The following is a 24,861-nucleotide window of genomic DNA, read 5'->3' on the forward strand; positions in this document are numbered from 1 at the left end:
TCGACATTCGGTTCATGGATGACTTTGAACGAACGCGCTTACCCGGCGCCCCTCGAGTTTCTGCGCACGCTTTAGCAAAGAAGAGAGAGTTAATCCGAATATGCCCACCCGCTCGAAGATCATCTATACCTTCACCGACGAAGCTCCTGCCCTCGCCACCTATTCCCTGCTGCCGATCATCGAGGCTTACACCGCCTCGGCCGATATCGCCGTGGAAACCCGCGATATCTCTCTTGCAGCGCGCATCCTGGCAAGCTTCCCCGAGCAACTGGGCGACAAAGCCGTAGCCGACCACCTCGCCGAACTGGGCGACCTGGCCGTTACGCCTGAAGCCAACATCATCAAGCTGCCGAACATCAGTGCATCGGTGCCACAGCTGCAAGCCGCGATCAAAGAATTGCAGGCACAGGGCTACAACCTGCCGGATTACCCGGAAACCGTGACCAGCGACGCCGACAAAGACGCCAAGGCGCGCTACGACAAGGTCAAGGGCAGCGCCGTGAACCCGGTTCTGCGTGAAGGCAACTCCGACCGCCGCGCTCCGCTGTCGGTGAAGAACTACGCGCGCAAGCACCCGCACAAAATGGGCGCCTGGGCCAAGGACTCCAAGTCTCACGTCGCTCACATGAGCACCGGCGATTTCTACGGCAGCGAAAAAGCTGTCCTGATCGACGCCGCTGACGCAGTGAAGATCGAGCTGGTCGCCAAGGACGGTAGCGCTACCGTTCTGAAAGAAAAAACCACCGTTCAGGCTGGCGAGATCCTCGATTGCGCCGTGATGAGCAAAAACGCTCTGCGCGCGTTCATCGCTGCCGAGATCGAAAGCGCCAAGGCTCAGGGCGTACTGCTCTCGGTGCACTTGAAAGCAACCATGATGAAGGTTTCCGACCCGATCATGTTCGGCCAGATCGTTGCCGAGTTCTATAAAGACGCACTGACCAAGCACGCTGACGTGCTGAACCAGATCGGCTTCAACCTGAACAACGGCATCGGCGATCTGTACGCGCGCATCAAGGCCCTGCCGGCCGAGCAGCAAGCGCAGATCGAAGCGGATATCGCCGCGGTCTACGCCGTTCGTCCATCGCTGGCGATGGTCAACTCCGACAAAGGCATCACCAACCTGCACGTGCCGAGCGACGTCATCGTCGACGCCTCGATGCCGGCGATGATCCGTGACTCCGGCAAGATGTGGGGCACCGACGGTCAGTTGCACGACACCAAGGCTGTGATCCCGGATCGTTGCTACGCGACCATCTACCAGGCCGTGATCGAAGACTGCAAAGCCAATGGCGCTTTCGATCCGACCACCATGGGCAGCGTGCCAAACGTTGGCCTGATGGCGAAGAAAGCCGAAGAGTACGGCTCCCACGACAAGACCTTCCAGATCAAGGCTGACGGCGTCGTTCGCGTCACCGACAGCAAAGGCAAGCTGCTGATGGAACAGGCTGTCGAAGCCGGCGACATCTTCCGCATGTGCCAGACCAAGGACGCGCCGATCCAGGACTGGGTCAAACTGGCCGTCAACCGTGCTCGCGCGAGCAGCACGCCGGCGATCTTCTGGCTCGACCCGATGCGCGCTCACGATGGCGTGGTGATCGAGAAGGTTCAGGCTTATCTGAAGGATCACGACACCAGCGGTCTGGACATTCAGATCATGGCCCCGGTCGACGCGATGAAGTACACCCTGCAGCGCACCCGCGAAGGCAAGGACACCATTTCGGTGACCGGCAACGTACTGCGCGACTACCTGACCGACCTGTTCCCGATCATGGAACTGGGCACCAGCGCCAAGATGCTGTCGATCGTGCCGCTGATGAACGGCGGTGGTCTGTTCGAAACCGGCGCCGGCGGCTCGGCTCCGAAGCACGTGCAGCAACTGGTTGAAGAAAACTTCCTGCGCTGGGATTCGCTGGGTGAGTTCCTCGCCCTCGCCGCTTCCCTCGAGCATCTGGGCGTGAACTACAACAACCCGAAAGCGCTGGTGCTGTCGAAAACCCTCGACCAGGCCACTGGCCAGTTCCTCGACAACAACAAGTCGCCATCGCGCAAAGTCGGCAACATCGACAACCGCGGCAGCCACTTCTACCTGGCGATGTACTGGGCTCAGGCCCTGGCCGCCCAGACTGAAGACGCTGCACTGCAAGCGCAGTTCGCGACTCTGGCCAAAACCCTGACCGAGAACGAAGCGACCATCGTTGCCGAGCTCAACGCCGTTCAGGGCAAGCCAGTCGACATCGGCGGTTACTACCACGCCGACGCCGAGCTGATCAGCAAGGCCATGCGCCCAAGCGAAACCTTCAACAAAGCGATCGCTGCGCTGGTTTAAGGTTGTAATGCGGTAAACAGACCCCGGCCTTGTGCCGGGGTTTGTGTTTCCGAACACAACACAAATCCCCTGTAGGAGTGAGCCTGCTCGCGATAGCGGTATACCATTCAACATTGATGGTGACTGACCCGACGCTATCGCGAGCAGGCTCACTCCTACAGGTGATTGGGTTTCAACCAATAGATTGAGGATGACTTATGGAATGGCTCCCCCACATCACCGTCGCCACCATCGTCGAGGACAATGGCCGCTTTCTGATGGTCGAAGAACACAAAGGCGGCCGTAACGTGCTCAACCAGCCCGCCGGCCATCTCGAACCGGATGAAACCCTGATCGACGCGGCCATTCGCGAAACCCTCGAAGAAACCGGCTGGGACGTCGACCCCACCGGGGTGATCGGCATTTATCTGTACACCGCACCGAGCAACGGCGTGACTTACCAGCGCGTGTGCTTCAGCGCCAAAGCCGTGCAGCACCACCCGGATTACCAGCTTGACGACGGGATCATCGGCGCCAAGTGGCTGACCCGCGAGGAATTAATCGCCCAGCGCGACAACTGGCGCAGCGAGCTGATCATCCGTTGCATCGACGATTATCTGGCCGGCCATCACTTCAGCCTCGAGCTGATCCGCCCTTCTCTTTAGCCTTGCGGCCGCGAGCCTGATAGAATCGCGCCCTTTTCCAAGACACTCATTGAATCCCTATGCGTGATCCAGCCCCTTCTGACACATCCAAGAAGCGCGTCATTGTCGGCATGTCCGGCGGCGTGGACTCTTCCGTTTCCGCCCTTCTGCTGATCGAGCAGGGTTATGAAGTGGAAGGCCTGTTCATGAAGAACTGGGAAGAAGACGACGGAACGGAATACTGCACCGCCATGGACGACCTGGCGGATGCGCAGGCTGTCTGCGACAAGATCGGCATCAAGTTGCACACCGCCAACTTCGCTGCCGAGTACTGGGACAACGTGTTCGAGCACTTCCTCGCCGAATACAAGGCCGGGCGCACGCCGAACCCGGACATCCTGTGTAACCGCGAGATCAAGTTCAAAGCGTTCCTCGACTACGCAATGATGCTCGGCGCCGACCTGATCGCCACCGGCCACTACGTGCGCCGCCGCGACATCGACGGTCGCACCGAGCTGCTCAAGGGGCTCGATCCGAACAAGGATCAGAGCTACTTCCTGCACGCCGTCGGCGGCGAACAGATTGCCAAGACCCTGTTCCCGGTCGGCGAACTGGAAAAGCCTGAAGTCCGCGCGATTGCCGAGAAATACGAACTGGCCACCGCCAAGAAGAAGGATTCCACCGGGATCTGCTTCATCGGCGAGCGGCGCTTCAGCGATTTCCTCAAGCAATACCTGCCGGCGCAACCGGGCGAGATCAAGACCACCGAAGGCGATGTCATCGGCCGTCATCACGGCTTGATGTACCACACCATCGGCCAGCGTCAGGGTCTGGGCATCGGCGGCTTGAAAGATGCCGGCGACGAGCCGTGGTACGTGCTGCGCAAGGACCTGGAGACCAACGAGCTGATCGTCGGTCAGGGCAACAACCATCCGTGGTTGTTCTCCAGCGCCCTGCTCGCTTCGGAAATCTATTGGGTCAACCCGATCGACCTGAGCCAGCCGCTGCGCCTGACGGCGAAAGTGCGTTATCGCCAGAGCGATCAGGCCTGCACCCTGGAAAAAACCGCGGACGGCTATCGCGCCGTGTTCGACGAGCCGCAACGCGCGGTGACGCCGGGCCAATCGGTGGTGTTCTATGACGGTGAGATCTGCCTCGGCGGCGGCGTGATCGAAGTGGCCGAGCCGTGGAGCGGCCAGGCATGAGCCCGACTCAGGAGCAACTGACGGCGCTGGGCGGCGTGTTTCTCGCCGCCGTGCTGGTGGACCGTATCGCCAAGACCGGCCAGACCAACGAGGCCGGCCTGAGCTGCATGCTCGGCAGCCTGTTGGTGCGGGATCCGAAAGATACGCTGGACGTCTACGGTGGCGATGACATCAATCTGCGCGAGGGTTACCGCGCGCTGATCGGCGCTTTGGAGCGCGATCCGAGCACCTTGCAGCGCGAGCCGCTGCGCTACGCCCTGTCGATGCTCGGGCTGGAGCGACAACTGGCCAAGCGTGACGACATGCTCGAGACGATCGCCAAGCGCCTGCCGCAGATTCAGTCGCAGGTCGAGCATTTTGGCCCGGCTCATGAAAACGTCGTCGCCGCTTGCGGTGCGTTGTATCAGGACACGTTGAGCACCCTGCGCCAGCGCATTCAGGTGCACGGCGACATGCGCAACCTGCAGCAGCCGAGCAATGCCTCGAAGATCCGCGCCCTGCTCCTCGCCGGTATCCGCTCGGCACGCCTGTGGCGACAGCTCGGCGGTCATCGCTGGCAGTTGGTGATCAGCCGCCGCAAGTTGCTCAAAGAGCTTTATCCGTTGATGCGCAGCGAATAAACGCCGCGTCATGAAGGCTTTGTAGTCTGTAACGCGTAATACGCCGGTCAGTTGGCGACGGACCGGCGGATTTTTTCATGTATGATACGCGCCCCATTTCGTTGCCCGACTGTCCGAGAACACCCCATGCAGCTCTCTTCGCTCACTGCGGTTTCCCCTGTTGACGGCCGCTACGCCGGCAAAACCCAGGCCCTGCGCCCGATTTTCAGCGAGTACGGCCTGATCCGTGCCCGCGTTCTGGTTGAAGTGCGCTGGCTCCAGCGCCTGGCCGCCCACGCTGGCATCCCTGAAGTGCCGGCCTTCTCCGCCGAGGCCAACGCCGTTCTCAACGAACTGGCGGAAAACTTCTCGCTGGAGCACGCCGAGCGCGTCAAAGAGATCGAGCGCACCACCAACCACGACGTCAAAGCGATCGAATATCTGCTCAAGGAGCAGGCGGCCAAGCTGCCGGAGCTGGCCAAGGTCAGCGAGTTCATCCACTTTGCCTGCACCAGCGAAGACATCAACAACCTGTCCCACGCGCTGATGCTGCGCGAAGGCCGTGACGACGTGATGCTGCCGCTGATGCGCCAGACCGCCAACGCCATCCGCGAACTGGCGATCCGTTTCGCCGACGTGCCGATGCTGTCGCGCACCCACGGCCAGCCCGCTTCGCCGACCACTCTGGGCAAAGAACTGGCCAACGTGGTTTACCGTCTCGAGCGGCAGATCGCGCAGGTCGCTGCCGTGCCGCTGCTGGGCAAGATCAACGGCGCCGTCGGCAACTACAACGCACACCTTTCGGCCTACCCGCAGATCGACTGGGAAGCCAACGCCCGCGCCTTCATCGAAGACGAACTGGGCCTGGGCTTCAACCCGTACACCACGCAGATCGAACCGCACGACTACATCGCCGAGCTGTTCGACGCGATCGCGCGCTTCAATACCATCCTGATCGACTTCGACCGTGACATCTGGGGCTACATCTCCCTGGGTTATTTCAAGCAGCGCACCATCGCTGGCGAAATCGGTTCGTCGACCATGCCGCACAAGGTCAACCCGATCGACTTCGAAAACTCCGAAGGCAACCTGGGTATCGCCAACGCACTGTTCCAGCACTTGGCGAGCAAACTGCCGATCTCCCGCTGGCAGCGCGACCTGACCGACTCCACCGTCCTGCGCAACCTCGGTGTCGGCTTCGCCCACAGCGTGATCGCTTACGAAGCCAGCCTCAAAGGCATCAGCAAGCTGGAGCTCAACGAGCAGAAGATTGCTGCTGATCTCGACGCTTGCTGGGAAGTATTGGCCGAGCCGATCCAGACCGTGATGCGTCGCTACAACATCGAAAACCCGTACGAAAAGCTGAAAGAACTGACCCGCGGCAAGGGCATCAGCCCTGAAGCGCTGCAGACTTTCATCGATGGCCTGGACATGCCAGCCGAAGCCAAAGCCGAGCTCAAGCAACTGACCCCGGCCAACTACATCGGCAACGCAGTGGCACAAGCCAAACGCATCTGATCGACCGTTTGCCCCGTTTGAGACGCCCGGCCGCGCCGGGCGTTTTTATTCCCGTCTGAAAAGTGCTTTTTTTCAATAGGTTACATATGAATTCCGATATTCCTCTTCAACTTCTGGGCGGCCTCACTGCACGCGAGTTCCTGCGTGACTACTGGCAGAAAAAACCGCTGCTGATCCGTCAGGCGATTCCTGACTTCGAAAGCCCGATCGACGCCGACGAACTGGCCGGTCTGGCCCTGGAAGAAGAAGTCGAATCGCGCCTGGTGATCGAACATGGCGAGCGCCCATGGGAACTGCGCCGCGGCCCGTTCGCTGAAGACGAATTCAGCAAACTGCCGGAAAAAGAGTGGACCCTGCTGGTGCAAGCAGTCGACCAATTCGTTCCGGAAGTCAGCGAGCTGCTCGAGAACTTTCGCTTCCTGCCGAGCTGGCGCGTCGACGATGTGATGATCAGCTTCGCCGCCCCGGGTGGCAGCGTCGGTCCGCACTTCGACAACTACGACGTGTTCCTGCTGCAGGGCCACGGCAAGCGCAACTGGAAAATCGGCCAGATGTGCGACTCCGAGAGCCCGCTGCTGCAACACGCCGACCTGCGCATCCTCGCCGAATTCCACGAGACCGAAGAGTGGGTGCTGGAGCCGGGGGACATGCTCTACCTGCCGCCGCGTCTGGCCCATTGCGGTGTCGCAGTCGACAACTGCATGACCTACTCGGTCGGCTTCCGCGCCCCAAGCGCCGCTGAAGTGCTGACCCACTTCACCGACTTCCTCAGCCAGTTCCTGACCGACGAAGAGCGCTACACCGATGCCGATGCCAAGCCGGCGGTCGATCCGCACCAGATTCAACATGATGCGCTGGATCGCCTGAAAAGCCTGCTTGCCGAGCACATGAGCGACGAGCGTCTGCTGCTGACCTGGTTCGGCCAGTACATGACTGAGCCGCGCTACCCGGAGCTGGTTGTTGGCCCGGAGGACGTCGAAGAAGAAGACTTCCTCGCCGCCCTCCAGGACGGCGCCGTGCTGATCCGCAACCCGAGCGCGCGCCTGGCCTGGTCGGAAGTCGACGACGATCTGCTGCTGTTCGCCAGCGGCCAGAGCCGTTACCTGCCGGGCAAGCTGCGCGAGCTGCTGAAGCTGATCTGTGCCGCTGACGCCCTGCACGCCGACAACCTTGGCGAGTGGCTGAGCGATGAAGACGGTCGCAGCCTGCTCTGCGAACTGGTCAAGCAAGGGAGCCTGGGGTTCGCTGATGAATAAAATTCGCGTTCGTGTCGCAGACTGGCAGAAGGATATCGCCGAGATCCGGCGCATTCGTGAAACGGTGTTCATCGCCGAACAATCGGTACCGCCCGAGCTTGAGTGGGACGCGGATGACGCGACCGCTGTGCATTTTCTGGCATTTGAAGGCGACTTCCCCATCGGTACGGCCCGCTTGCTGCCTGACGGGCACATCGGCCGCGTCTCGGTGCTGAAAGACTGGCGCGGGATGAAGGTCGGTGATGCGCTGATGCAAGCGGTCATCGCCGAGGCCGAAGCGCGCGGCCTGAAGCAACAGAAGCTCAGCGCTCAGGTGCAGGCCACGGCGTTCTATGAACGCCTGGGCTTCAGCCTGGTCAGCGAGGAGTTTCTCGAGGCCGGGATACCGCATGTCGACATGGTTCGGCATTCGGCCTGAGCAGCACTGATCAAACCCTGTGGCGAGGGAGCTTGCTCCCGCCGGGCTGCGCAGCAGACCCTGCTTTGGATTTCAACAGCGGGGCCGCTTCGCGCCCCAGCGGGAGCAAGCTCCCTCGCCACAACATCATCTCCTGACGCCCCGCCATTTAACGATGCCGGGGCGTTTTGCTGTCTACGATTCAACTTGCCCCACCCCGGGCCGACAAACTGGCAATATCAAGCCTTTCGAACGCGGAGATAACGGAAATGTCCCTACGCACCCTGCTCACCACCCTGCTGCTCGGCTGCAGTTTTTCGGTGCTGGCAGCCACAGAAATCGTCCCTCTCAAATACCACACAAGCGCCGACATGCTGCCGGTGGCGCAGGACTTCATCGGTCAGGACGGTCAGGTCAGCGCTTACGGCAACCAACTGATCGTCAAGGCCGAGCCGGGCAAGATTCAAGAACTGAAGGATTTGCTCGCACAACTCGACACCGCGCCCAAGCGCTTGCTGATCACCGTCGACACCAACGAAAACAATGGCCGTGGCGACGAAGGTTATTCAGTCAACGGCGCCCAGCCGAACCAGACCCGGATCATCAGTCGCAGCACCACCAGCCGCAACGGCGGCGTCCAGCAAGTGCAGACCAGTGAAGGCACTCCGGCGCTGATCCAGGTCGGCCAGAGTGTGCCGATCACCAACACCCAGAGCGATTCCTACGGCGGTTACAGCAGCGAGACTCAATACCGCAACGTCACCCAGGGTTTCTACGTCACCGCCAGCGTCACCGGCGAGACCGTTCATCTGGCGATCAGTACCAACCGTGACCGCATGAGCCAGGAACGTCCCGATGTAGTGAACGTTCAGAGTACCGACACAACCGTCACCGGACGCCTCGGTGAGTGGATCACCCTCGCCGGCGTCAACAGCCAGACTCAGGCCGACAAACAGGGCCTGACCCGCAGCTACTCGACTCAAGGTCGCGATGACATGACTCTGCGGGTCAAAGTCGACGCACTGGACTAAAGCACCGAAAACTGACTGATTAGTCGTATCAGACTAAATATGTAGTGCTTAAAAAAAAGCACTACAAAACGTTTGACGACGCGAAAAAGCGAGGGCATGATGGCCTCGCTCCCGCTAATCAGAGGCCCTGGCAAGGGCCTTCGAAGCGCCGTTCGCACCTACCCCGCGAACCGTTTCGTGTCTGTACCGCCCACAAGGTGTGTTTGACGAGGTTACCGACTGGAACGAAGTTGTCCCGAGGGACGGAAGCGTATTTAGGTAACCCGGCTTCACGCTGTTGTCCGTATGAAGGCCCACGACGCCCGCATGCGCCCCGCAGTCCGCCACTACCTGCTCACTTCCCCTCGAGCCCATCGTTCATCCCGTCGCCTACCCCGCCGAATCCGACTTGACCACCAGGCTTCTGGTCAGCGAGCGCAGGAATTTTCCACCGCAGAACAACTTTTCATAAAAGACGCGACGAGGTTTATCTCCATGGCACTGACACGCGAACAGCAAATTGCAGCCCTCGAAAAAGACTGGGCCGAGAACCCGCGCTGGAAAGGCGTGACTCGCACTTACTCCGCTGCTGACGTGGTCCGTCTGCGTGGCTCGGTTCAGCCTGAGCACACCTTCGCGAAGATGGGCGCCGAGAAGCTGTGGAACCTGGTGACCCAGGGTGCCAAGCCGTCCTTCCGTCCAGAGAAAGATTTCGTCAACTGCATGGGCGCCCTGACCGGCGGCCAGGCTGTTCAGCAGGTTAAAGCCGGTATCCAGGCGATCTACTTGTCCGGCTGGCAGGTGGCTGCGGACAACAACTCCGCCGAATCGATGTACCCGGACCAGTCGCTGTACCCGGTTGACTCGGTGCCAACCGTGGTCAAGCGCATCAACAACTCGTTCCGTCGTGCCGACCAGATCCAGTGGAAAGCCGGCAAGAACCCGGGCGATGAAGGCTACATCGACTACTTCGCGCCAATCGTGGCGGACGCTGAAGCCGGTTTCGGCGGCGTACTCAACGCTTACGAACTGATGAAGAGCATGATCGAAGCGGGCGCCGCCGGCGTTCACTTCGAAGACCAACTGGCTTCGGTGAAGAAATGCGGGCACATGGGCGGCAAGGTTCTGGTGCCAACCCAGGAAGCCGTACAGAAGCTGACCGCTGCCCGTCTGGCCGCTGACGTTGCCGGTACGCCGACCATCATTCTGGCCCGCACCGACGCCAACGCGGCTGACCTGCTGACCTCCGACTGCGACCCGTACGATCAGCCATTCGTGACCGGCGAGCGTACTCAGGAAGGTTTCTACAAGGTACGTGCCGGTCTGGATCAAGCGATCGCCCGCGGCCTGGCTTACGCGCCGTACGCCGACCTGATCTGGTGCGAAACCGCCAAGCCGGATCTGGAAGAAGCCCGTCGCTTCGCTGAAGCGATCAAGAAGGAGTACCCGGATCAGTTGCTGTCGTACAACTGCTCGCCTTCCTTCAACTGGAAGAAGAACCTGGACGACGCCACCATCGCCAGATTCCAGCGCGAACTGTCCGCCATGGGCTACAAGCACCAGTTCATCACCCTGGCCGGCATTCACAACATGTGGCACAGCATGTTCAACCTGGCGCACGACTACGCCCGCAACGACATGACGGCCTACGTGAAGCTGCAAGAGCAGGAATTCGCTGACGCCGCCAAAGGCTACACCTTCGTGGCGCACCAGCAGGAAGTGGGCACCGGCTACTTCGACGACATGACCACCGTGATCCAGGGCGGTTCGTCCTCGGTGACCGCGCTGACCGGTTCGACCGAAGAAGAACAGTTCCACTGATAGCGCTTCGCTGAGCAAACGGCCTTTGCGGATCGAACAAAAGCTAACCGCAGAGCCGCAAGATTGACGCCCCGACTGGATCGGGGCGTTTTTTTTGCTTTCGATTTGATGGACACCACAAATCCCTGTAGGAGTGAGCCTGCTCGCGATAGCGGTTTATCAGTTAACTCATGTGCTGGCTGACAGACCGCCATCGCGAGCAGGCTCACTCCTACAGTGGATCTGTGGCGTGGGCGTGAAACATTGATCTGAAGCGGTACAAGCGTCAGAAATTTCCGCTAAAACCGTAGGCTTCGCTACTTGCAGTAACGCGCAAGTAAGACAACTTCCCAACCACTCACTCGTTAAACAGTTACAAAACCACTGCAAACGATATCAATTATCATTCAGCGGCAACTATGTTCGTTACAAACCCTACAAAACATAATTGATGGAAACCCGGCTAATGCCCGCAACGCATGGGCCGCAGGGCTTTGAGCAAGCGCTATGTCCTTAATCCGGTAAATAATTTCGCCTTTGGAATTTTACTTGCCGGGTGTTTAGCCATAAAATCAGCCCGATTGATTGCTGCGACATATCGTCACTGCCTTATTTCTTTATCAAGCTCAGAGACCTTTGCTCTCTGTTAAGGATTACCAGCATGCCCGAAGCGACAGGACTCATGGCCCACAACTGGGGCTTTGCCATTTTCCTTCTGGGTGTCGTCGGCCTGTGTGCCTTCATGCTTGGCGTCTCCAGCCTCCTCGGGTCAAAAGCCTGGGGTCGCAGCAAAAACGAACCGTTCGAGTCGGGCATGCTACCTACCGGTGGCGCCCGCTTGCGGCTCTCAGCCAAATTCTATCTGGTCGCGATGCTCTTCGTGATCTTCGATATCGAAGCCCTCTTTCTCTTTGCATGGTCTGTGTCCGTCCGCGAAAGCGGCTGGACCGGATTCGTCGAAGCTCTCGTTTTCATAGCAATTCTGTTGGCAGGTCTTGTCTACCTGTTCCGAGTGGGCGCCCTTGACTGGGCTCCGGAAGCTCGTCGCAAGCGGCAGGCGAAGCTGAAACAATGAGGCTTTGGCAATGCAATACAATCTCACCAGGATCGACCCCGATGCTCCTAACGAGCAGTATCCGATTGGCCAGCGGGAAACCGTTGCCGATCCGTTAGAAGATCAAGTCCACAAAAACATTTTCATGGGCAAGCTGGAAGACGTGCTGAGTGGCGCGGTCAACTGGGGACGTAAGAACTCCCTGTGGCCGTACAACTTCGGCCTGTCGTGCTGCTACGTGGAAATGACCACCGCCTTCACGGCGCCCCACGACATCGCGCGCTTTGGCGCCGAAGTGATCCGGGCTTCGCCGCGTCAGGCCGACTTCATGGTTATCGCCGGTACCTGCTTCATCAAGATGGCGCCGATCATTCAGCGTCTCTACGAGCAAATGCTCGAACCGAAATGGGTCATCTCCATGGGTTCGTGCGCCAACTCCGGCGGCATGTACGACATCTACTCCGTGGTTCAAGGCGTAGACAAGTTCCTGCCCGTGGACGTCTACGTACCTGGCTGCCCGCCCCGTCCGGAAGCATTTCTGCAAGGCTTGATGCTGTTGCAGGAATCGATTGGACAGGAGCGTCGTCCGCTTTCCTGGGTCGTTGGTGATCAAGGCGTGTATCGCGCCGACATGCCATCGCAGAAGGAACAGCGCCGCGAACAGCGAATCGCAGTCACCAATCTGCGCAGCCCTGACGAAGTCTGATCCAGTTCTGTTCCAAGTAACGAGAAGCTGGCTTCATTCTTTACGTTGACCGAAAGCGAAAAAATAACCATGACTACAGGCAGTGCTCTGTACATCCCGCCTTACAAGGCAGACGACCAGGATGTGGTCGTCGAACTGAACAACCGTTTTGGCGCCGAAGCGTTTACCGCGCAGGCAACCCGCACCGGCATGCCGGTGCTGTGGGTGGCCCGCGCCAGACTGGTTGAAGTCCTGACTTTCCTGCGCAACCTGCCCAAGCCGTACGTCATGCTCTATGACCTGCACGGCGTGGACGAGCGTCTGCGCACCAAGCGTCAAGGGCTGCCGACCGGCGCCGATTTCACCGTGTTCTATCACCTCATGTCGCTGGAGCGTAATAGTGACGTGATGATCAAGGTGGCCTTGTCCGAAGGCGACCTCAGCATGCCTTCCGTCACCAGCATCTGGCCGAACGCCAACTGGTACGAGCGCGAAGTCTGGGACATGTTCGGCATCGACTTCAAAGGCCACCCGCACCTGTCGCGCATCATGATGCCGCCGACCTGGGAAGGTCACCCGCTGCGCAAGGACTTCCCGGCGCGCGCCACCGAATTCGATCCGTACAGCCTCAACCTCGCCAAGCAGCAGCTTGAAGAGGAAGCCGCGCGTTTCCGTCCCGAAGACTGGGGCATGAAGCGTTCCGGTGCCAACGAGGACTACATGTTCCTCAACCTCGGCCCGAACCACCCTTCCGCGCACGGTGCGTTCCGCATCATTCTGCAGCTGGACGGCGAAGAGATCGTCGACTGCGTCCCGGACATCGGTTACCACCACCGTGGCGCCGAGAAGATGGGCGAACGTCAGTCCTGGCACAGCTTCATTCCGTACACCGACCGCATCGACTACCTCGGCGGCGTGATGAACAACCTGCCGTACGTGCTCTCGGTCGAGAAACTCGCCGGCATCAAGGTGCCGCAGAAGGTCGACGTCATCCGCATCATGATGGCCGAATTCTTCCGTATCACCAGTCACCTGCTGTTCCTTGGCACCTACATCCAGGACGTCGGCGCCATGACGCCGGTGTTCTTCACTTTCACCGACCGCCAGAAGGCGTACACGGTGATCGAGGCGATCACCGGTTTCCGTCTGCACCCGGCCTGGTACCGCATCGGTGGTGTCGCCCACGACCTGCCGCGCGGCTGGGAAAAACTGGTCAAGGATTTCGTCGAGTGGATGCCCAAGCGCCTGGACGAATACACCAAGGCCGCCCTGCAGAACAGCATCCTCAAGGGCCGTACCGTCGGCGTCGCTGCCTACAACACCAAAGAGGCCCTGGAATGGGGCGTCACCGGTGCCGGCCTGCGTTCGACCGGTTGCGATTTCGACCTACGCAAGGCGCGTCCGTATTCGGGCTACGAGAACTTCGAATTCGAAGTGCCGCTGGCCGTCAACGGCGATGCCTACGACCGCTGCATGGTTCGCGTCGAAGAGATGCGCCAGAGCATCAAGATCATCGATCAATGCATGCGCAACATGCCGGAAGGCCCGTACAAGGCGGATCACCCGCTGACCACGCCGCCACCGAAAGAGCGCACGCTGCAGCACATCGAAACCCTGATCACGCACTTCCTCCAGGTTTCGTGGGGCCCGGTCATGCCGGCCAACGAATCCTTCCAGATGATCGAAGCGACCAAGGGCATCAACAGTTATTACCTGACGAGCGACGGCGGCACCATGAGCTACCGTACCCGGATCCGTACTCCGAGCTTCCCGCACCTGCAGCAGATCCCTTCGGTGATCAAAGGCAGCATGGTCGCGGACTTGATTGCGTACCTGGGTAGTATCGACTTCGTTATGGCCGACGTGGACCGCTAAGCATGAACAGCACGCTTATCCAGACAGACCGTTTCACCTTGAGTGAAACCGAGCGCTCGGCCATCGAGCACGAGCTGCATCACTACGAAGACCCGCGCGCGGCGTCGATCGAAGCCCTGAAAATCGTTCAGAAGGAACGCGGCTGGGTGCCGGACGGCGCCCTGTACGCGATCGGCGAGATCCTCGGCATCCCGGCCAGCGACGTTGAAGGCGTGGCGACGTTCTACAGCCAGATCTTCCGTCAGCCGGTCGGCCGCCACATCATTCGCGTCTGCGACAGCATGGTCTGCTACATCGGCGGCCACGAGTCGGTGGTCAGCGAAATCCAGAACAATCTGGGCATCGGCCTGGGTCAGACCACCGCCGACGGTCGTTTCACCCTGCTGCCTGTCTGCTGCCTCGGCAACTGCGACAAGGCACCGGCGCTGATGATCGACGACGACACCTTTGGCGATGTCCAGCCTGCTGGCGTGGCCAAACTGCTCGAGGGCTACGTATGACCCTGACATCTTTCGGTCCTGCCAACCGCATTCAGCGTTCGGCCGAGACGCATCCCCTTACCTGGCGTCTGCGCGATGACGGCGAAGCCGTGTGGCTCGACGAGTACCAGGCCAAGAACGGTTACGCCGCCGCGCGCAAAGCCTTCGCCGACATGGATCAGGACGCCATCGTCCAGACCGTGAAAGACGCCGGCCTCAAGGGTCGCGGCGGTGCCGGCTTCCCCACTGGCGTGAAGTGGGGCCTGATGCCCAAGGACGAATCCATCAACATCCGCTACCTGCTGTGCAACGCGGATGAAATGGAGCCGAACACCTGGAAAGACCGCATGCTGATGGAGCAACTGCCCCATCTGCTGATCGAAGGCATGCTGATCAGTGCCCGCGCACTGAAAACCTACCGTGGCTACATCTTCCTGCGCGGCGAATACACCACCGCCGCCAAGCACCTCAACCGTGCCGTGGAAGAAGCCAAGGCGGCCGGCCTGCTGGGCAAGAACATTCTGGGCAGCGGTTTCGATTTCGAACTGTTCGTCCACACTGGCGCCGGGCGTTACATCTGCGGTGAAGAAACCGCACTGATCAACTCCCTCGAAGGCCGCCGCGCCAACCCGCGCTCCAAGCCGCCCTTCCCTGCCGCCGTCGGTGTGTGGGGCAAGCCGACCTGCGTGAACAACGTCGAAACCCTGTGCAACGTGCCGGCGATCATTGCCGACGGCGTTGACTGGTACAAATCGTTGGCCCGCGAAGGATCCGAAGACATGGGCACCAAGCTCATGGGATTCTCCGGCAAGGTCAAGAATCCGGGCCTGTGGGAACTGCCATTCGGCGTCACCGGTCGCGAGCTCTTCGAAGACTACGCCGGCGGCATGCGCGACGGCTTCCAGCTCAAGGCCTGGCAGCCGGGGGGCGCCGGTACCGGTTTCCTCCTGCCGGAGCACCTCGACGCACAAATGTATGCCGGCGGCATCGCCAAGGTCGGCACCCGTATGGGTACCGGCCTGGCGATGGCGGTGGACGACAGCGTCAACATGGTCTCGCTGCTGCGCAACATGGAGCAGTTCTTCGCCCGTGAATCCTGCGGTTTCTGCACCCCGTGCCGCGATGGTCTGCCATGGAGCGTCAAGCTGCTGATGGCCATCGAACAAGGCAAGGGCCAGCCAGGCGACATCGAGACCCTGCTGGGTCTGGTCGGTTTCCTTGGCCCGGGCAAGACCTTCTGTGCTCACGCACCGGGTGCCGTGGAGCCGCTGGGCAGCGCCATCAAATACTTCCGTCCAGAGTTCGAAGCCGGTATCGCGCCTGTCAGCGCCGCCGTCCCGCCTCTGGCAAGGCCGATCGTAGTCGGCGCGTAAACGCTTAAGAAGGCGAAGGGTCCGTGCCCTTCGCCTTTCGTCCGATGACGCCCTTCGGGGCTGTTTGGATTCGGACGCATAACAAGATTCCATTAGCCACGCCCGCTGACACCGGGCCAACGAAGACCTTTGAACCATGGCCACTATCCACGTAGACGGCAAAGCGCTCGAAGTCGACGGGGCAGACAACCTGTTACAGGCATGTCTGTCGCTGGGCCTCGACATTCCATATTTCTGCTGGCACCCCGCGCTTGGTAGCGTCGGGGCCTGCCGCCAGTGCGCGGTCAAGCAGTACACCGACGAGAACGACACCCGTGGTCGCATCGTCATGTCCTGCATGACCCCAGCCACCGACAACACCTGGATCTCCATCGACGATGAAGAATCCAAGGCGTTCCGCGCCAGCGTTGTCGAATGGCTGATGACCAACCACCCGCACGACTGCCCGGTGTGCGAGGAAGGCGGTCACTGCCACCTGCAAGACATGACAGTGATGACCGGCCACAACGAGCGCCGCTATCGCTTCAGCAAGCGCACCCACCAGAACCAGCAACTGGGCCCGTTCATTTCCCACGAAATGAACCGCTGCATCGCCTGCTACCGCTGCGTGCGTTTCTACAAGGACTATGCCGGCGGCACCGACCTCGGCGTGTTCGGCGCCCACGACAACGTGTACTTCGGTCGCGTTGAAGACGGCACCCTCGAGAGCGAATTCTCCGGCAACCTCACCGAGGTCTGCCCGACCGGTGTATTCACCGACAAGACTCACTCCGAGCGCTACAACCGCAAGTGGGACATGCAGTTCGCGCCGAGCATCTGCCATGGCTGCTCGAGCGGTTGCAACATCTCCCCGGGCGAGCGTTACGGTGAACTGCGTCGCATCGAAAACCGTTTCAACGGTTCGGTGAACCAGTATTTCCTCTGCGACCGTGGCCGTTTCGGTTATGGCTACGTCAACCGTACCGACCGTCCACGTCAGCCGCTGCTGGCCGATGGCACCAAGCTCAGCCTCGACGCTGCGCTGGACAAAGCCGCCGACCTGCTGCGCGGGCGCAACATCGTCGGTATCGGTTCGCCGCGTGCCAGCCTCGAAAGCAACTACGCGTTGCGCGAACTGGTCGGCGCCGAGCACTTCTACTCGGGTATCGAAGCCTCCGAGCTGGAGCGCATCCGTCTGGTCCTGCAGGTGCTGAACGACAGCCCGCTGCCTGTGCCGAACATGCGCGACATCGAAGACCACGACGCGATCTTCGTCCTCGGCGAAGACCTGACCCAGACCGCCGCGCGCATGGCGCTGGCCCTGCGTCAGTCGGTCAAGGGCAAGGCTGAAGACATGGCCGAAGCCATGCGCGTCCAGCCTTGGCTCGATGCGGCGGTGAAGAACATCGGCCAGCACGCGCTGAACCCGCTGTTCATCGCCAGCCTGGCGGAAACCAAGCTCGATGACGTCGCTGAAGAATGCGTACACGCAGCTCCGGATGACCTGGCACGGATCGGTTTCGCCGTGGCTCACGCGCTGGATGCCAGTGCTCCGGCCGTCGAAGGCCTGGACGCAGAAGCCCTGGAGCTGGCGCAGCGCATCGCCGACGCCCTGCTCGCCGCCAAGCGCCCGCTGATCATCGCCGGTACTTCGCTGGGTTCCAAAGCCTTGATCGAAGCCGCCGCGAACATCGCCAAGGCCCTGAAGCTGCGCGAGAAGAACGGTTCGATCAGCCTGATCGTGCCGGAGGCCAACAGCCTCGGTCTGGCCATGCTCGGTGGCGAATCGGTCGACGCCGCGCTGCAAGCGGTCATCGATGGCAAGGCCGACGCTATCGTCGTGCTGGAAAACGATCTGTACACCCGCACCGCCAAAGCCAAGGTCGATGCTGCGCTGAACGCCGCTAAGGTGATGATCGTCGCCGACCATCAGAAAACCGCCACCACCGATCGCGCGCACCTGGTGCTGCCAGCGGCGAGCTTCGCCGAAGGCGACGGTACGCTGGTCAGCCAGGAAGGTCGCGCCCAGCGCTTCTTCCAGGTTTTCGATCCGCAATACCTCGACGCGAGCATTCTGGTGCACGAAGGCTGGCGCTGGCTGCACGCCCTGCGCGCGACCCTGCTGAACCAGCCGATCGACTGGACGCAACTCGACCACGTCACCGCTGCCGTTGCCTCGAGCACCGCGCAACTGGCACGTATCGTCGATGCTGCACCTTCCGCTGCGTTCCGCATCAAGGGTCTGAAACTGGCGCGTGAGCCGCTGCGTTACTCCGGTCGCACCGCAATGCGCGCCGACATCAGCGTTCACGAACCGCGCACCCCGCAAGACCAGGACACCGCATTCGCCTTCTCCATGGAAGGTTACTCGGGCTCCGCCGAACCGCGTCAGCAGGTGCCATTTGCATGGTCGCCGGGCTGGAACTCGCCACAAGCGTGGAACAAGTTCCAGGACGAAGTCGGTGGTCACCTGCGCGCTGGCGACCCGGGCACACGCCTGATCGAAAGCACTGGCGATTCGCTGAACTGGTTCGCCGCTGCGCCGCGTGCCTTCAACCCGGCGCCGGGTACCTGGCAAGCCGTGCCGTTCTTCCACCTGTTCGGCAGCGAAGAGAACTCGTCGAAAGCCGCCCCGGTGCAAGAACGCATTCCGGCGCCATATGTGGCTCTGGCGAAATCCGAAGCCGACCGCCTCGGTGTCAACGACGGTGCCATGCTGAGCCTGAACGTGGCCGGCCAGACCCTGCGTCTGCCGCTGCGCATCAATGAAGAACTGGGCGCCGGTCTGGTGGCATTGCCTGCGGGCATCGCCGGCATTCCACCGGCATTCGCCGGCGTGTCCGTCGACGGTCTGCAGGAGGCAGCGCAATGACCTGGTTCACCCCTGAAGTGATCGATGTGATCCTGACGGTCATCAAAGCCATCGTGATCCTGCTGGCCGTGGTGGTCGCGGGCGCCTTGCTCAGCTTTGTCGAACGTCGCCTGCTGGGCTGGTGGCAGGACCGTTACGGTCCGAACCGCGTTGGCCCGTTCGGCATGTTCCAGATCGCCGCCGACATGCTGAAGATGTTCTTCAAGGAAGACTGGACCCCGCCGTTTGCCGACAAGGTGATCTTCACCCTGGCACCGGTGGTGGCCATGTCCGCCCTGCTGATCGCCTTTGCGATCATCCCGATCACCCCGACCTGGGGCGTGGCGGATCTGAACATCGGCCTGCTGTTCTTCTTCGCCATGGCCGGTCTGTCGGTGTACGCCGTGCTGTTCGCCGGCTGGTCGAGCAACAACAAGTTCGCCCTGCTCGGCAGCTTGCGTGCCTCGGCGCAGACCGTGTCCTACGAAGTGTTCATGGGCCTGGCCCTGATGGGCATCGTGGTCCAGGTCGGCTCGTTCAACATGCGCGACATCGTCGAGTACCAGGCGCAGAACCTGTGGTTCATCATTCCGCAGTTCTTCGGCTTCTGTACCTTCTTCATCGCTGGCGTCGCCGTGACTCACCGTCACCCGTTCGACCAGCCGGAAGCGGAACAGGAACTGGCCGACGGTTACCACATTGAATACGCCGGTATGAAATGGGGCATGTTCTTCGTCGGTGAATACATCGGCATCATCCTGATCTCGGCGCTGCTGGTCACCCTGTTCTTCGGTGGCTGGCACGGTCCGTTCGGCATCCTGCCGCAACTGTCCTTCGTCTGGTTCGCACTGAAGACCGCGTTCTTCATCATGCTGTTCATCCTGCTGCGCGCTTCCATCCCGCGTCCGCGTTATGACCAGGTGATGGATTTCAGCTGGAAATTCTGCCTGCCACTGACCCTGATCAATTTGCTGGTGACCGCTGCGGTTGTGTTGTTGAACACGCCTGCGGTTGCGGTTCAGTGAGGATTTGACCCATGTTCAAATATATTGGCGACATCGTTAAGGGTACCGGTACCCAGTTGCGCAGCCTGGTCATGGTCTTCGGCCATGGCTTTCGCAAGCGCGACACCCTGCAATACCCCGAGGAGCAGGTCTACCTGCCGCCGCGTTACCGTGGCCGCATCGTCCTGACCCGCGACCCCGATGGCGAAGAACGCTGCGTAGCCTGCAACCTGTGCGCCGTGGCCTGCCCGGTGGGTTGCATCTCGCTGCAGAAAGCTGAAACCGAAGACGGTCGCTGGTACCCGGACTTCTTCCGGATCAACTTCTCGCGCTGCATTTTCTGCGGTCTCTGCGAGGAAGCCTGTCCGACCACCGCGATCCAGCTGACCCCGGATTTCGAGATGGCCGAGTTCAAACGTCAGGACTTGGTGTACGAGAAAGAAGATCTGCTGATCTCCGGCCCCGGCAAAAACCCTGATTACAACTTCTATCGTGTTGCAGGTATGGCAATCGCTGGCAAGCCGAAAGGCGCTGCGCAGAACGAAGCCGAACCGATCAACGTGAAGAGCTTGCTGCCTTAAGGAAGAACGATGGAATTCGCTTTCTATTTCGCATCGGGTATTGCTGTGGTGTCCACGCTGCGTGTGGTCACCAACACCAACCCCGTGCACGCCCTGCTCTACCTGATCATCTCGTTGATCGCCGTGGCCATGACCTTCTTCGCCCTCGGCGCGCCGTTCGCCGGTGTGCTGGAAGTGATCGCCTACGCCGGCGCCATCATGGTGCTGTTCGTGTTCGTGGTGATGATGCTCAACCTCGGCCCGGCCTCGGTGCAGCAGGAACGCACCTGGCTCAAGCCCGGCATCTGGGCAGGACCGGTGATTCTCGCCGCGCTGCTGCTGGCCGAACTGCTGTATGTGCTGTTCGCTCACCAGAGCGGCCAGGCCATCGGCCACACCACCGTAGATGCAAAAGCCGTGGGCATCAGCCTGTTCGGCCCGTACCTGCTGGTGGTCGAACTCGCCTCGATGCTGCTGCTCGCCGCAGCCGTCACGGCGTTCCATTTGGGCCGTAACGAGGCGAAGGAGTAAGACATGCCTGCTATCCCTCTCGAGCATGGACTGGCGGTTGCCGGCATCCTGTTCTGCCTTGGTCTGGTCGGCCTGATGGTCCGCCGCAACATTTTGTTCGTGTTGATGAGTCTGGAAGTGATGATGAACGCCTCTGCCCTGGCCTTCATCGTTGCGGGCGCCCGCTGGGCGCAGCCGGATGGACAGATCATGTTCATCCTGGTGATCAGCCTTGCAGCGGCCGAGGCCAGTATTGGCCTGGCGATCCTGCTGCAACTGTATCGCCGCTTCCACACGCTCGATATCGACGCTGCCAGTGAGATGCGCGGATGAACCTGATCTTTCTGACTTTCGTATTCCCTCTGATCGGTTTCCTGCTCCTGTCGTTCTCCCGTGGACGCTGGTCGGAAAACCTCTCGGCGCTGATCGGCGTGGGTTCCATTGGCTTGTCGGCGATTGTCGCTGCCTACGTCATCTGGCAGTTCAACGTCGCACCACCGGAAGGCGGTCACTACACCCTGGTGCTGTGGCAGTGGATGGCGGTCGAAGGCTTCAAGCCTGACTTCGCCCTCTACGTCGACGGCCTGTCGATCACCATGCTCGGCGTGGTGGTGGGCGTCGGTTTCCTGATCCACCTGTTCGCGTCCTGGTACATGCGCGGTGAAGCGGGCTACTCGCGCTTCTTCTCGTACACCAACCTGTTTATCGCCAGCATGCTGTTCCTGGTGCTCGGCGATAACCTGTTGTTCCTGTACTTCGGCTGGGAAGGCGTGGGCCTGTGCTCGTACCTGTTGATCGGTTTCTACTACAGCAACCGCAACAACGGTAACGCCGCACTCAAGGCTTTCATCGTCACCCGCATCGGCGACGTGTTCATGGCCATCGGCCTGTTCATCCTGTTCCAGCAAGTGGGCACGCTGAACATCCAGGAACTGCTGGTGCTGGCACCGCAGAAATTCCAGGTCGGCGACTTCTGGATCACCCTGGCGACCCTGATGCTGCTGGGTGGTGCGGTTGGTAAATCGGCGCAACTGCCACTGCAAACCTGGCTCGCGGACGCGATGGCCGGCCCGACCCCGGTGTCGGCATTGATCCACGCCGCAACCATGGTCACCGCCGGTGTCTACCTGATCGCCCGTACTCACGGCCTGTTCACCCTGGCGCCGGAAATCCTGCACCTGGTGGGCATCGTCGGTGGCGTGACTCTGGTTCTCGCAGGCTTCGCCGCGCTGGTACAAACCGACATCAAACGTATCCTCGCCTACTCGACCATGAGCCAGATCGGCTACATGTTCCTGGCGCTGGGCGTGGGTGCATGGGATGGCGCGATCTTCCACCTGATGACCCACGCCTTCTTCAAGGCCCTGCTGTTCCTTGCTTCCGGTGCGGTGATCGTTGCCTGCCACCACGAGCAGAACATCTTCAAGATGGGTGGTCTGTGGAAGAAACTGCCACTGGCCTACGCCAGCTTCATCGTCGGTGGTGCTGCGCTGGCCGCTCTGCCACTGGTCACCGCGGGCTTCTACTCCAAGGACGAAATCCTCTGGGAAGCGTTTGCCAGCGGTAACCACGGTCTGCTCTACGCAGGTCTGGTCGGTGCGTTCATGACTTCGCTGTACACCTTCCGCCTGATCTTCATCACGTTCCACGGTGAAGCCAAGACCGAAGCCCACGCCGGTCACGGTATCGCTCACTGGCTGCCGCTGTCGGTGCTGATCGTGTTGTCGACTTTCGTCGGCGCCATGATCGTTCCGCCGCTGCACGGCGTTCTGCCAGAAAGCGTTGGCCATGCCGGCGGCGAAGCCAAGCACAGTCTGGAAATCGCCTCGGGCGCCATCGCTCTGGCCGGTATCCTGCTGGCAGCGCTGCTGTTCCTCGGCAAGCGTCGCTTCGTCACGGCGATCGCCAACAGCGGCATCGGCCGTTTCCTTTCGGCCTGGTGGTTCGCTGCCTGGGGCTTCGACTGGATCTACGACAAACTGTTCGTCAAGCCGTACCTTGCGATCAGCCATGTACTGCGCAAAGACCCGCTCGACCAGACCATCGGTCTGATCCCGCGTATGGCCAAGGGTGGTCACACCGCCCTGAGCCGCACCGAGACCGGTCAACTGCGTTGGTACGCTGCTTCGATGGCTGCGGGTGCCGTGCTGGTGATCGGCGCCATCGTGCTGGTAGCGGTCTGATATGAACCTTGCGAATTTGCGAAAGGAAACGAGCCCGTCATGATTCTGCCTTGGCTAATCCTGATCCCCTTCATCGGCGGCCTGCTGTGCTGGATGGCTGAGCGCTTCGGCGCCACCCTCCCGCGCTGGATTGCGCTGTTGACCATGACCCTGGAACTCGCACTCGGCCTCTGGCTGTGGGCCCACGGTGACTATTCATTCGCACCGGCGCCGGGCGCCGATCCGACCTGGGCGCTTGAGTTCAAGCATGTCTGGATCCAGCGTTTCGGCATCAACGTGCACCTGGCCCTCGACGGCCTGTCGCTGTTGATGATCCTGCTGACCGGTCTGCTGGGTATCCTCTCGGTGCTCTGCTCGTGGAAAGAGATTCAACGTCACGTTGGCTTCTTCCACCTGAACCTGATGTGGATCCTGGGCGGTGTGGTCGGCGTGTTCCTCGCCCTCGACCTGTTCATGTTCTTCTTCTTCTGGGAAATGATGCTGGTGCCGATGTACTTCCTCATCGCGCTCTGGGGTCACAGTTCTTCGGACGGCAAGAAAACCCGGATCTACGCAGCGACCAAGTTCTTCATCTTCACTCAGGCTTCCGGCCTGATCATGCTGGTGGCGATCCTCGGTCTGGTGCTGGTCAACTTCAACAACACTGGCGTGATTACCTTCAACTACGCCGACCTGTTGAAAACCAAGATGTCGATGACCACCGAGTACATCCTGATGCTCGGCTTCTTCATCGCCTTCGCGGTCAAGCTGCCAGTGGTTCCGTTCCACTCCTGGCTGCCTGACGCTCACGCCCAGGCGCCGACTGCCGGTTCCGTCGACCTCGCCGGTATCCTGCTGAAAACCGCGGCCTACGGCCTGCTGCGTTTCGCCCTGCCGCTGTTCCCGAACGCTTCGGCCGAGTTTGCGCCGATCGCCATGACCCTCGGTCTGATCGGGATCTTCTACGGCGCGTTCCTCGCGTTCGCCCAGACCGACATCAAGCGTCTGATCGCCTTCTCTTCCGTTTCCCACATGGGCTTCGTGTTGATCGGCATCTACTCCGGCAGCCAACTGGCGCTGCAAGGTGCGGTGATCCAGATGCTCGCGCACGGTCTGTCGGCAGCGGCACTGTTTATCCTCAGCGGTCAGTTGTACGAACGTCTGCACACTCGGGACATGCGTGAGATGGGTGGCCTGTGGTCGCGCATCGCGTACCTGCCGGCCATCAGCCTGTTCTTCGCTGCGGCGTCGCTGGGCTTGCCGGGTACCGGTAATTTCGTCGGCGAGTTCCTGATCCTGATCGGTTCCTTCGCCAGCGCTCCATGGGTCACGGCGATTGCCACGTCCGGTCTGGTGTTCGGTTCGGTCTACTCGCTGATCATGATCCACCGTGCCTACTTCGGCCCGTCGAAATCCGACGCGGTGCTGCATGGCATGGACGCGCGCGAACTGATCATGGTGCTCGGTCTGGCGGTGCTGCTGATTTACCTCGGCGTCTACCCGCAACCGTTCCTCGACACCTCTGCCGCCACCATGCATGGCGTGCAGCAGTGGCTCGGCACCGCCTTCTCTCAACTCGCTTCGGCCCGGTAAGA

At 60.8% G+C, this 24,861-nt stretch carries 21 protein-coding genes; all 21 read left to right on the top strand.

Translation table 11 applies throughout. The annotated features are described in order from the left end of the window. Nucleotides 1-100: 100 nt before the first annotated feature. Nucleotides 101-2,326 carry an NADP-dependent isocitrate dehydrogenase gene (locus LIS66_RS16590; RefSeq protein ID WP_159245458.1) on the top strand — a complete coding sequence of 742 codons (2,226 nt, stop codon included), beginning with the start codon at nucleotides 101-103 and terminating at the stop codon, nucleotides 2,324-2,326. A gap of 197 nt (nucleotides 2,327-2,523) precedes the next feature. Beyond that, entirely contained in the window at nucleotides 2,524-2,970 is a 447-nt protein-coding gene (locus LIS66_RS16595) for an NUDIX hydrolase (RefSeq protein WP_227972608.1), read from the top strand. A 59-nt stretch (nucleotides 2,971-3,029) separates the two neighbouring features. Continuing rightward, entirely contained in the window at nucleotides 3,030-4,154 is a 1,125-nt protein-coding gene (mnmA, locus tag LIS66_RS16600; protein WP_083352448.1) for a tRNA 2-thiouridine(34) synthase MnmA, read from the top strand. Further along, nucleotides 4,151-4,774 carry a high frequency lysogenization protein HflD gene (gene hflD / locus LIS66_RS16605; protein WP_039763308.1) on the top strand — a complete coding sequence of 208 codons (624 nt, stop codon included), beginning with the start codon at nucleotides 4,151-4,153 and terminating at the stop codon, nucleotides 4,772-4,774. Before mnmA ends, hflD begins: the two co-directional genes overlap by 4 nt. 126 nt (nucleotides 4,775-4,900) lie before the next feature. Then, nucleotides 4,901-6,271 (top strand): adenylosuccinate lyase, encoded by a 1,371-nt coding sequence (purB, locus tag LIS66_RS16610; protein WP_003223822.1) that lies wholly within the window; start codon nucleotides 4,901-4,903, stop codon nucleotides 6,269-6,271. 86 nt (nucleotides 6,272-6,357) lie between these two features. Beyond that, nucleotides 6,358-7,527, top strand: coding sequence for a cupin domain-containing protein (locus LIS66_RS16615; RefSeq protein WP_016775274.1), 1,170 nt, complete (start codon nucleotides 6,358-6,360; stop codon nucleotides 7,525-7,527). After that, nucleotides 7,520-7,945: a GNAT family N-acetyltransferase gene (locus LIS66_RS16620; protein WP_016775275.1), complete on the top strand. Its 426-nt coding sequence runs from the start codon at nucleotides 7,520-7,522 to the stop codon at nucleotides 7,943-7,945. Before LIS66_RS16615 ends, LIS66_RS16620 begins: the two co-directional genes overlap by 8 nt. Before the next feature lie 248 nt (nucleotides 7,946-8,193). Continuing rightward, the gene (locus LIS66_RS16625; RefSeq protein ID WP_042609214.1) at nucleotides 8,194-8,955 is read left to right on the top strand and encodes a secretin N-terminal domain-containing protein; all 762 of its coding nucleotides are present in this window, start codon (nucleotides 8,194-8,196) and stop codon (nucleotides 8,953-8,955) included. A gap of 474 nt (nucleotides 8,956-9,429) precedes the next feature. Next, nucleotides 9,430-10,755 (top strand): isocitrate lyase, encoded by a 1,326-nt coding sequence (aceA, locus tag LIS66_RS16630; RefSeq protein ID WP_227972609.1) that lies wholly within the window; start codon nucleotides 9,430-9,432, stop codon nucleotides 10,753-10,755. 640 nt (nucleotides 10,756-11,395) lie between these two features. Then, the gene (locus LIS66_RS16635) at nucleotides 11,396-11,809 is read left to right on the top strand and encodes an NADH-quinone oxidoreductase subunit A (protein ID WP_003223812.1); all 414 of its coding nucleotides are present in this window, start codon (nucleotides 11,396-11,398) and stop codon (nucleotides 11,807-11,809) included. A 10-nt stretch (nucleotides 11,810-11,819) separates the two neighbouring features. After that, complete coding sequence (locus LIS66_RS16640) at nucleotides 11,820-12,494, top strand: NuoB/complex I 20 kDa subunit family protein (RefSeq protein ID WP_016775278.1); 675 nt, start codon at nucleotides 11,820-11,822, stop codon at nucleotides 12,492-12,494. 69 nt (nucleotides 12,495-12,563) lie between these two features. After that, nucleotides 12,564-14,348: an NADH-quinone oxidoreductase subunit C/D gene (gene nuoC / locus LIS66_RS16645; RefSeq protein ID WP_227972610.1), complete on the top strand. Its 1,785-nt coding sequence runs from the start codon at nucleotides 12,564-12,566 to the stop codon at nucleotides 14,346-14,348. A 2-nt stretch (nucleotides 14,349-14,350) separates the two neighbouring features. Beyond that, nucleotides 14,351-14,848 carry an NADH-quinone oxidoreductase subunit NuoE gene (gene nuoE / locus LIS66_RS16650; protein ID WP_003223804.1) on the top strand — a complete coding sequence of 166 codons (498 nt, stop codon included), beginning with the start codon at nucleotides 14,351-14,353 and terminating at the stop codon, nucleotides 14,846-14,848. After that, nucleotides 14,845-16,200 carry an NADH-quinone oxidoreductase subunit NuoF gene (nuoF, locus tag LIS66_RS16655; protein ID WP_042609212.1) on the top strand — a complete coding sequence of 452 codons (1,356 nt, stop codon included), beginning with the start codon at nucleotides 14,845-14,847 and terminating at the stop codon, nucleotides 16,198-16,200. Before nuoE ends, nuoF begins: the two co-directional genes overlap by 4 nt. 136 nt (nucleotides 16,201-16,336) lie before the next feature. After that, nucleotides 16,337-19,051, top strand: a complete 2,715-nt coding sequence (gene nuoG, locus LIS66_RS16660) for an NADH-quinone oxidoreductase subunit NuoG (protein WP_227972611.1) — start codon at nucleotides 16,337-16,339, stop codon at nucleotides 19,049-19,051. Further along, nucleotides 19,048-20,055, top strand: coding sequence for an NADH-quinone oxidoreductase subunit NuoH (gene nuoH, locus LIS66_RS16665; RefSeq protein ID WP_039763316.1), 1,008 nt, complete (start codon nucleotides 19,048-19,050; stop codon nucleotides 20,053-20,055). The genes nuoG and nuoH overlap by 4 nt, the downstream gene beginning before the upstream one ends. 11 nt (nucleotides 20,056-20,066) lie before the next feature. Continuing rightward, a complete protein-coding gene (gene nuoI / locus LIS66_RS16670; RefSeq protein ID WP_016775283.1) occupies nucleotides 20,067-20,615 on the top strand; it encodes an NADH-quinone oxidoreductase subunit NuoI in 549 nt (182 codons plus the stop codon). Nucleotides 20,616-20,624: 9 nt separating this feature from the next. After that, nucleotides 20,625-21,125, top strand: a complete 501-nt coding sequence (nuoJ, locus tag LIS66_RS16675; RefSeq protein ID WP_007951462.1) for an NADH-quinone oxidoreductase subunit J — start codon at nucleotides 20,625-20,627, stop codon at nucleotides 21,123-21,125. A 3-nt stretch (nucleotides 21,126-21,128) separates the two neighbouring features. Continuing rightward, nucleotides 21,129-21,437 (top strand): NADH-quinone oxidoreductase subunit NuoK, encoded by a 309-nt coding sequence (gene nuoK / locus LIS66_RS16680; protein ID WP_003180046.1) that lies wholly within the window; start codon nucleotides 21,129-21,131, stop codon nucleotides 21,435-21,437. Next, complete coding sequence (gene nuoL / locus LIS66_RS16685) at nucleotides 21,434-23,287, top strand: NADH-quinone oxidoreductase subunit L (protein WP_042609210.1); 1,854 nt, start codon at nucleotides 21,434-21,436, stop codon at nucleotides 23,285-23,287. The genes nuoK and nuoL overlap by 4 nt, the downstream gene beginning before the upstream one ends. A gap of 39 nt (nucleotides 23,288-23,326) precedes the next feature. Then, nucleotides 23,327-24,859, top strand: a complete 1,533-nt coding sequence (nuoM, locus tag LIS66_RS16690; RefSeq protein ID WP_042609209.1) for an NADH-quinone oxidoreductase subunit M — start codon at nucleotides 23,327-23,329, stop codon at nucleotides 24,857-24,859. Nucleotides 24,860-24,861: the final 2 nt, after the last annotated feature.

Source organism: Pseudomonas sp. HN2 (assembly GCF_020736465.1).
Taxonomy (GTDB): domain Bacteria; phylum Pseudomonadota; class Gammaproteobacteria; order Pseudomonadales; family Pseudomonadaceae; genus Aquipseudomonas; species Aquipseudomonas moraviensis_A.

Bases quoted from the DNA above. Each gene is read 5' to 3' on its own strand.
- LIS66_RS16590 (WP_159245458.1), top strand. From the start codon at position 101: ATGCCCACCCGCTCGAAGATCATCTATACCTTCACCGACGAAGCTCCT.
- LIS66_RS16595 (WP_227972608.1), top strand. From the start codon at position 2,524: ATGGAATGGCTCCCCCACATCACCGTCGCCACCATCGTCGAGGACAAT.
- mnmA (WP_083352448.1), top strand. From the start codon at position 3,030: ATGCGTGATCCAGCCCCTTCTGACACATCCAAGAAGCGCGTCATTGTC.
- hflD (WP_039763308.1), top strand. From the start codon at position 4,151: ATGAGCCCGACTCAGGAGCAACTGACGGCGCTGGGCGGCGTGTTTCTC.
- purB (WP_003223822.1), top strand. From the start codon at position 4,901: ATGCAGCTCTCTTCGCTCACTGCGGTTTCCCCTGTTGACGGCCGCTAC.
- LIS66_RS16615 (WP_016775274.1), top strand. From the start codon at position 6,358: ATGAATTCCGATATTCCTCTTCAACTTCTGGGCGGCCTCACTGCACGC.
- LIS66_RS16620 (WP_016775275.1), top strand. From the start codon at position 7,520: ATGAATAAAATTCGCGTTCGTGTCGCAGACTGGCAGAAGGATATCGCC.
- LIS66_RS16625 (WP_042609214.1), top strand. From the start codon at position 8,194: ATGTCCCTACGCACCCTGCTCACCACCCTGCTGCTCGGCTGCAGTTTT.
- aceA (WP_227972609.1), top strand. From the start codon at position 9,430: ATGGCACTGACACGCGAACAGCAAATTGCAGCCCTCGAAAAAGACTGG.
- LIS66_RS16635 (WP_003223812.1), top strand. From the start codon at position 11,396: ATGCCCGAAGCGACAGGACTCATGGCCCACAACTGGGGCTTTGCCATT.
- LIS66_RS16640 (WP_016775278.1), top strand. From the start codon at position 11,820: ATGCAATACAATCTCACCAGGATCGACCCCGATGCTCCTAACGAGCAG.
- nuoC (WP_227972610.1), top strand. From the start codon at position 12,564: ATGACTACAGGCAGTGCTCTGTACATCCCGCCTTACAAGGCAGACGAC.
- nuoE (WP_003223804.1), top strand. From the start codon at position 14,351: ATGAACAGCACGCTTATCCAGACAGACCGTTTCACCTTGAGTGAAACC.
- nuoF (WP_042609212.1), top strand. From the start codon at position 14,845: ATGACCCTGACATCTTTCGGTCCTGCCAACCGCATTCAGCGTTCGGCC.
- nuoG (WP_227972611.1), top strand. From the start codon at position 16,337: ATGGCCACTATCCACGTAGACGGCAAAGCGCTCGAAGTCGACGGGGCA.
- nuoH (WP_039763316.1), top strand. From the start codon at position 19,048: ATGACCTGGTTCACCCCTGAAGTGATCGATGTGATCCTGACGGTCATC.
- nuoI (WP_016775283.1), top strand. From the start codon at position 20,067: ATGTTCAAATATATTGGCGACATCGTTAAGGGTACCGGTACCCAGTTG.
- nuoJ (WP_007951462.1), top strand. From the start codon at position 20,625: ATGGAATTCGCTTTCTATTTCGCATCGGGTATTGCTGTGGTGTCCACG.
- nuoK (WP_003180046.1), top strand. From the start codon at position 21,129: ATGCCTGCTATCCCTCTCGAGCATGGACTGGCGGTTGCCGGCATCCTG.
- nuoL (WP_042609210.1), top strand. From the start codon at position 21,434: ATGAACCTGATCTTTCTGACTTTCGTATTCCCTCTGATCGGTTTCCTG.
- nuoM (WP_042609209.1), top strand. From the start codon at position 23,327: ATGATTCTGCCTTGGCTAATCCTGATCCCCTTCATCGGCGGCCTGCTG.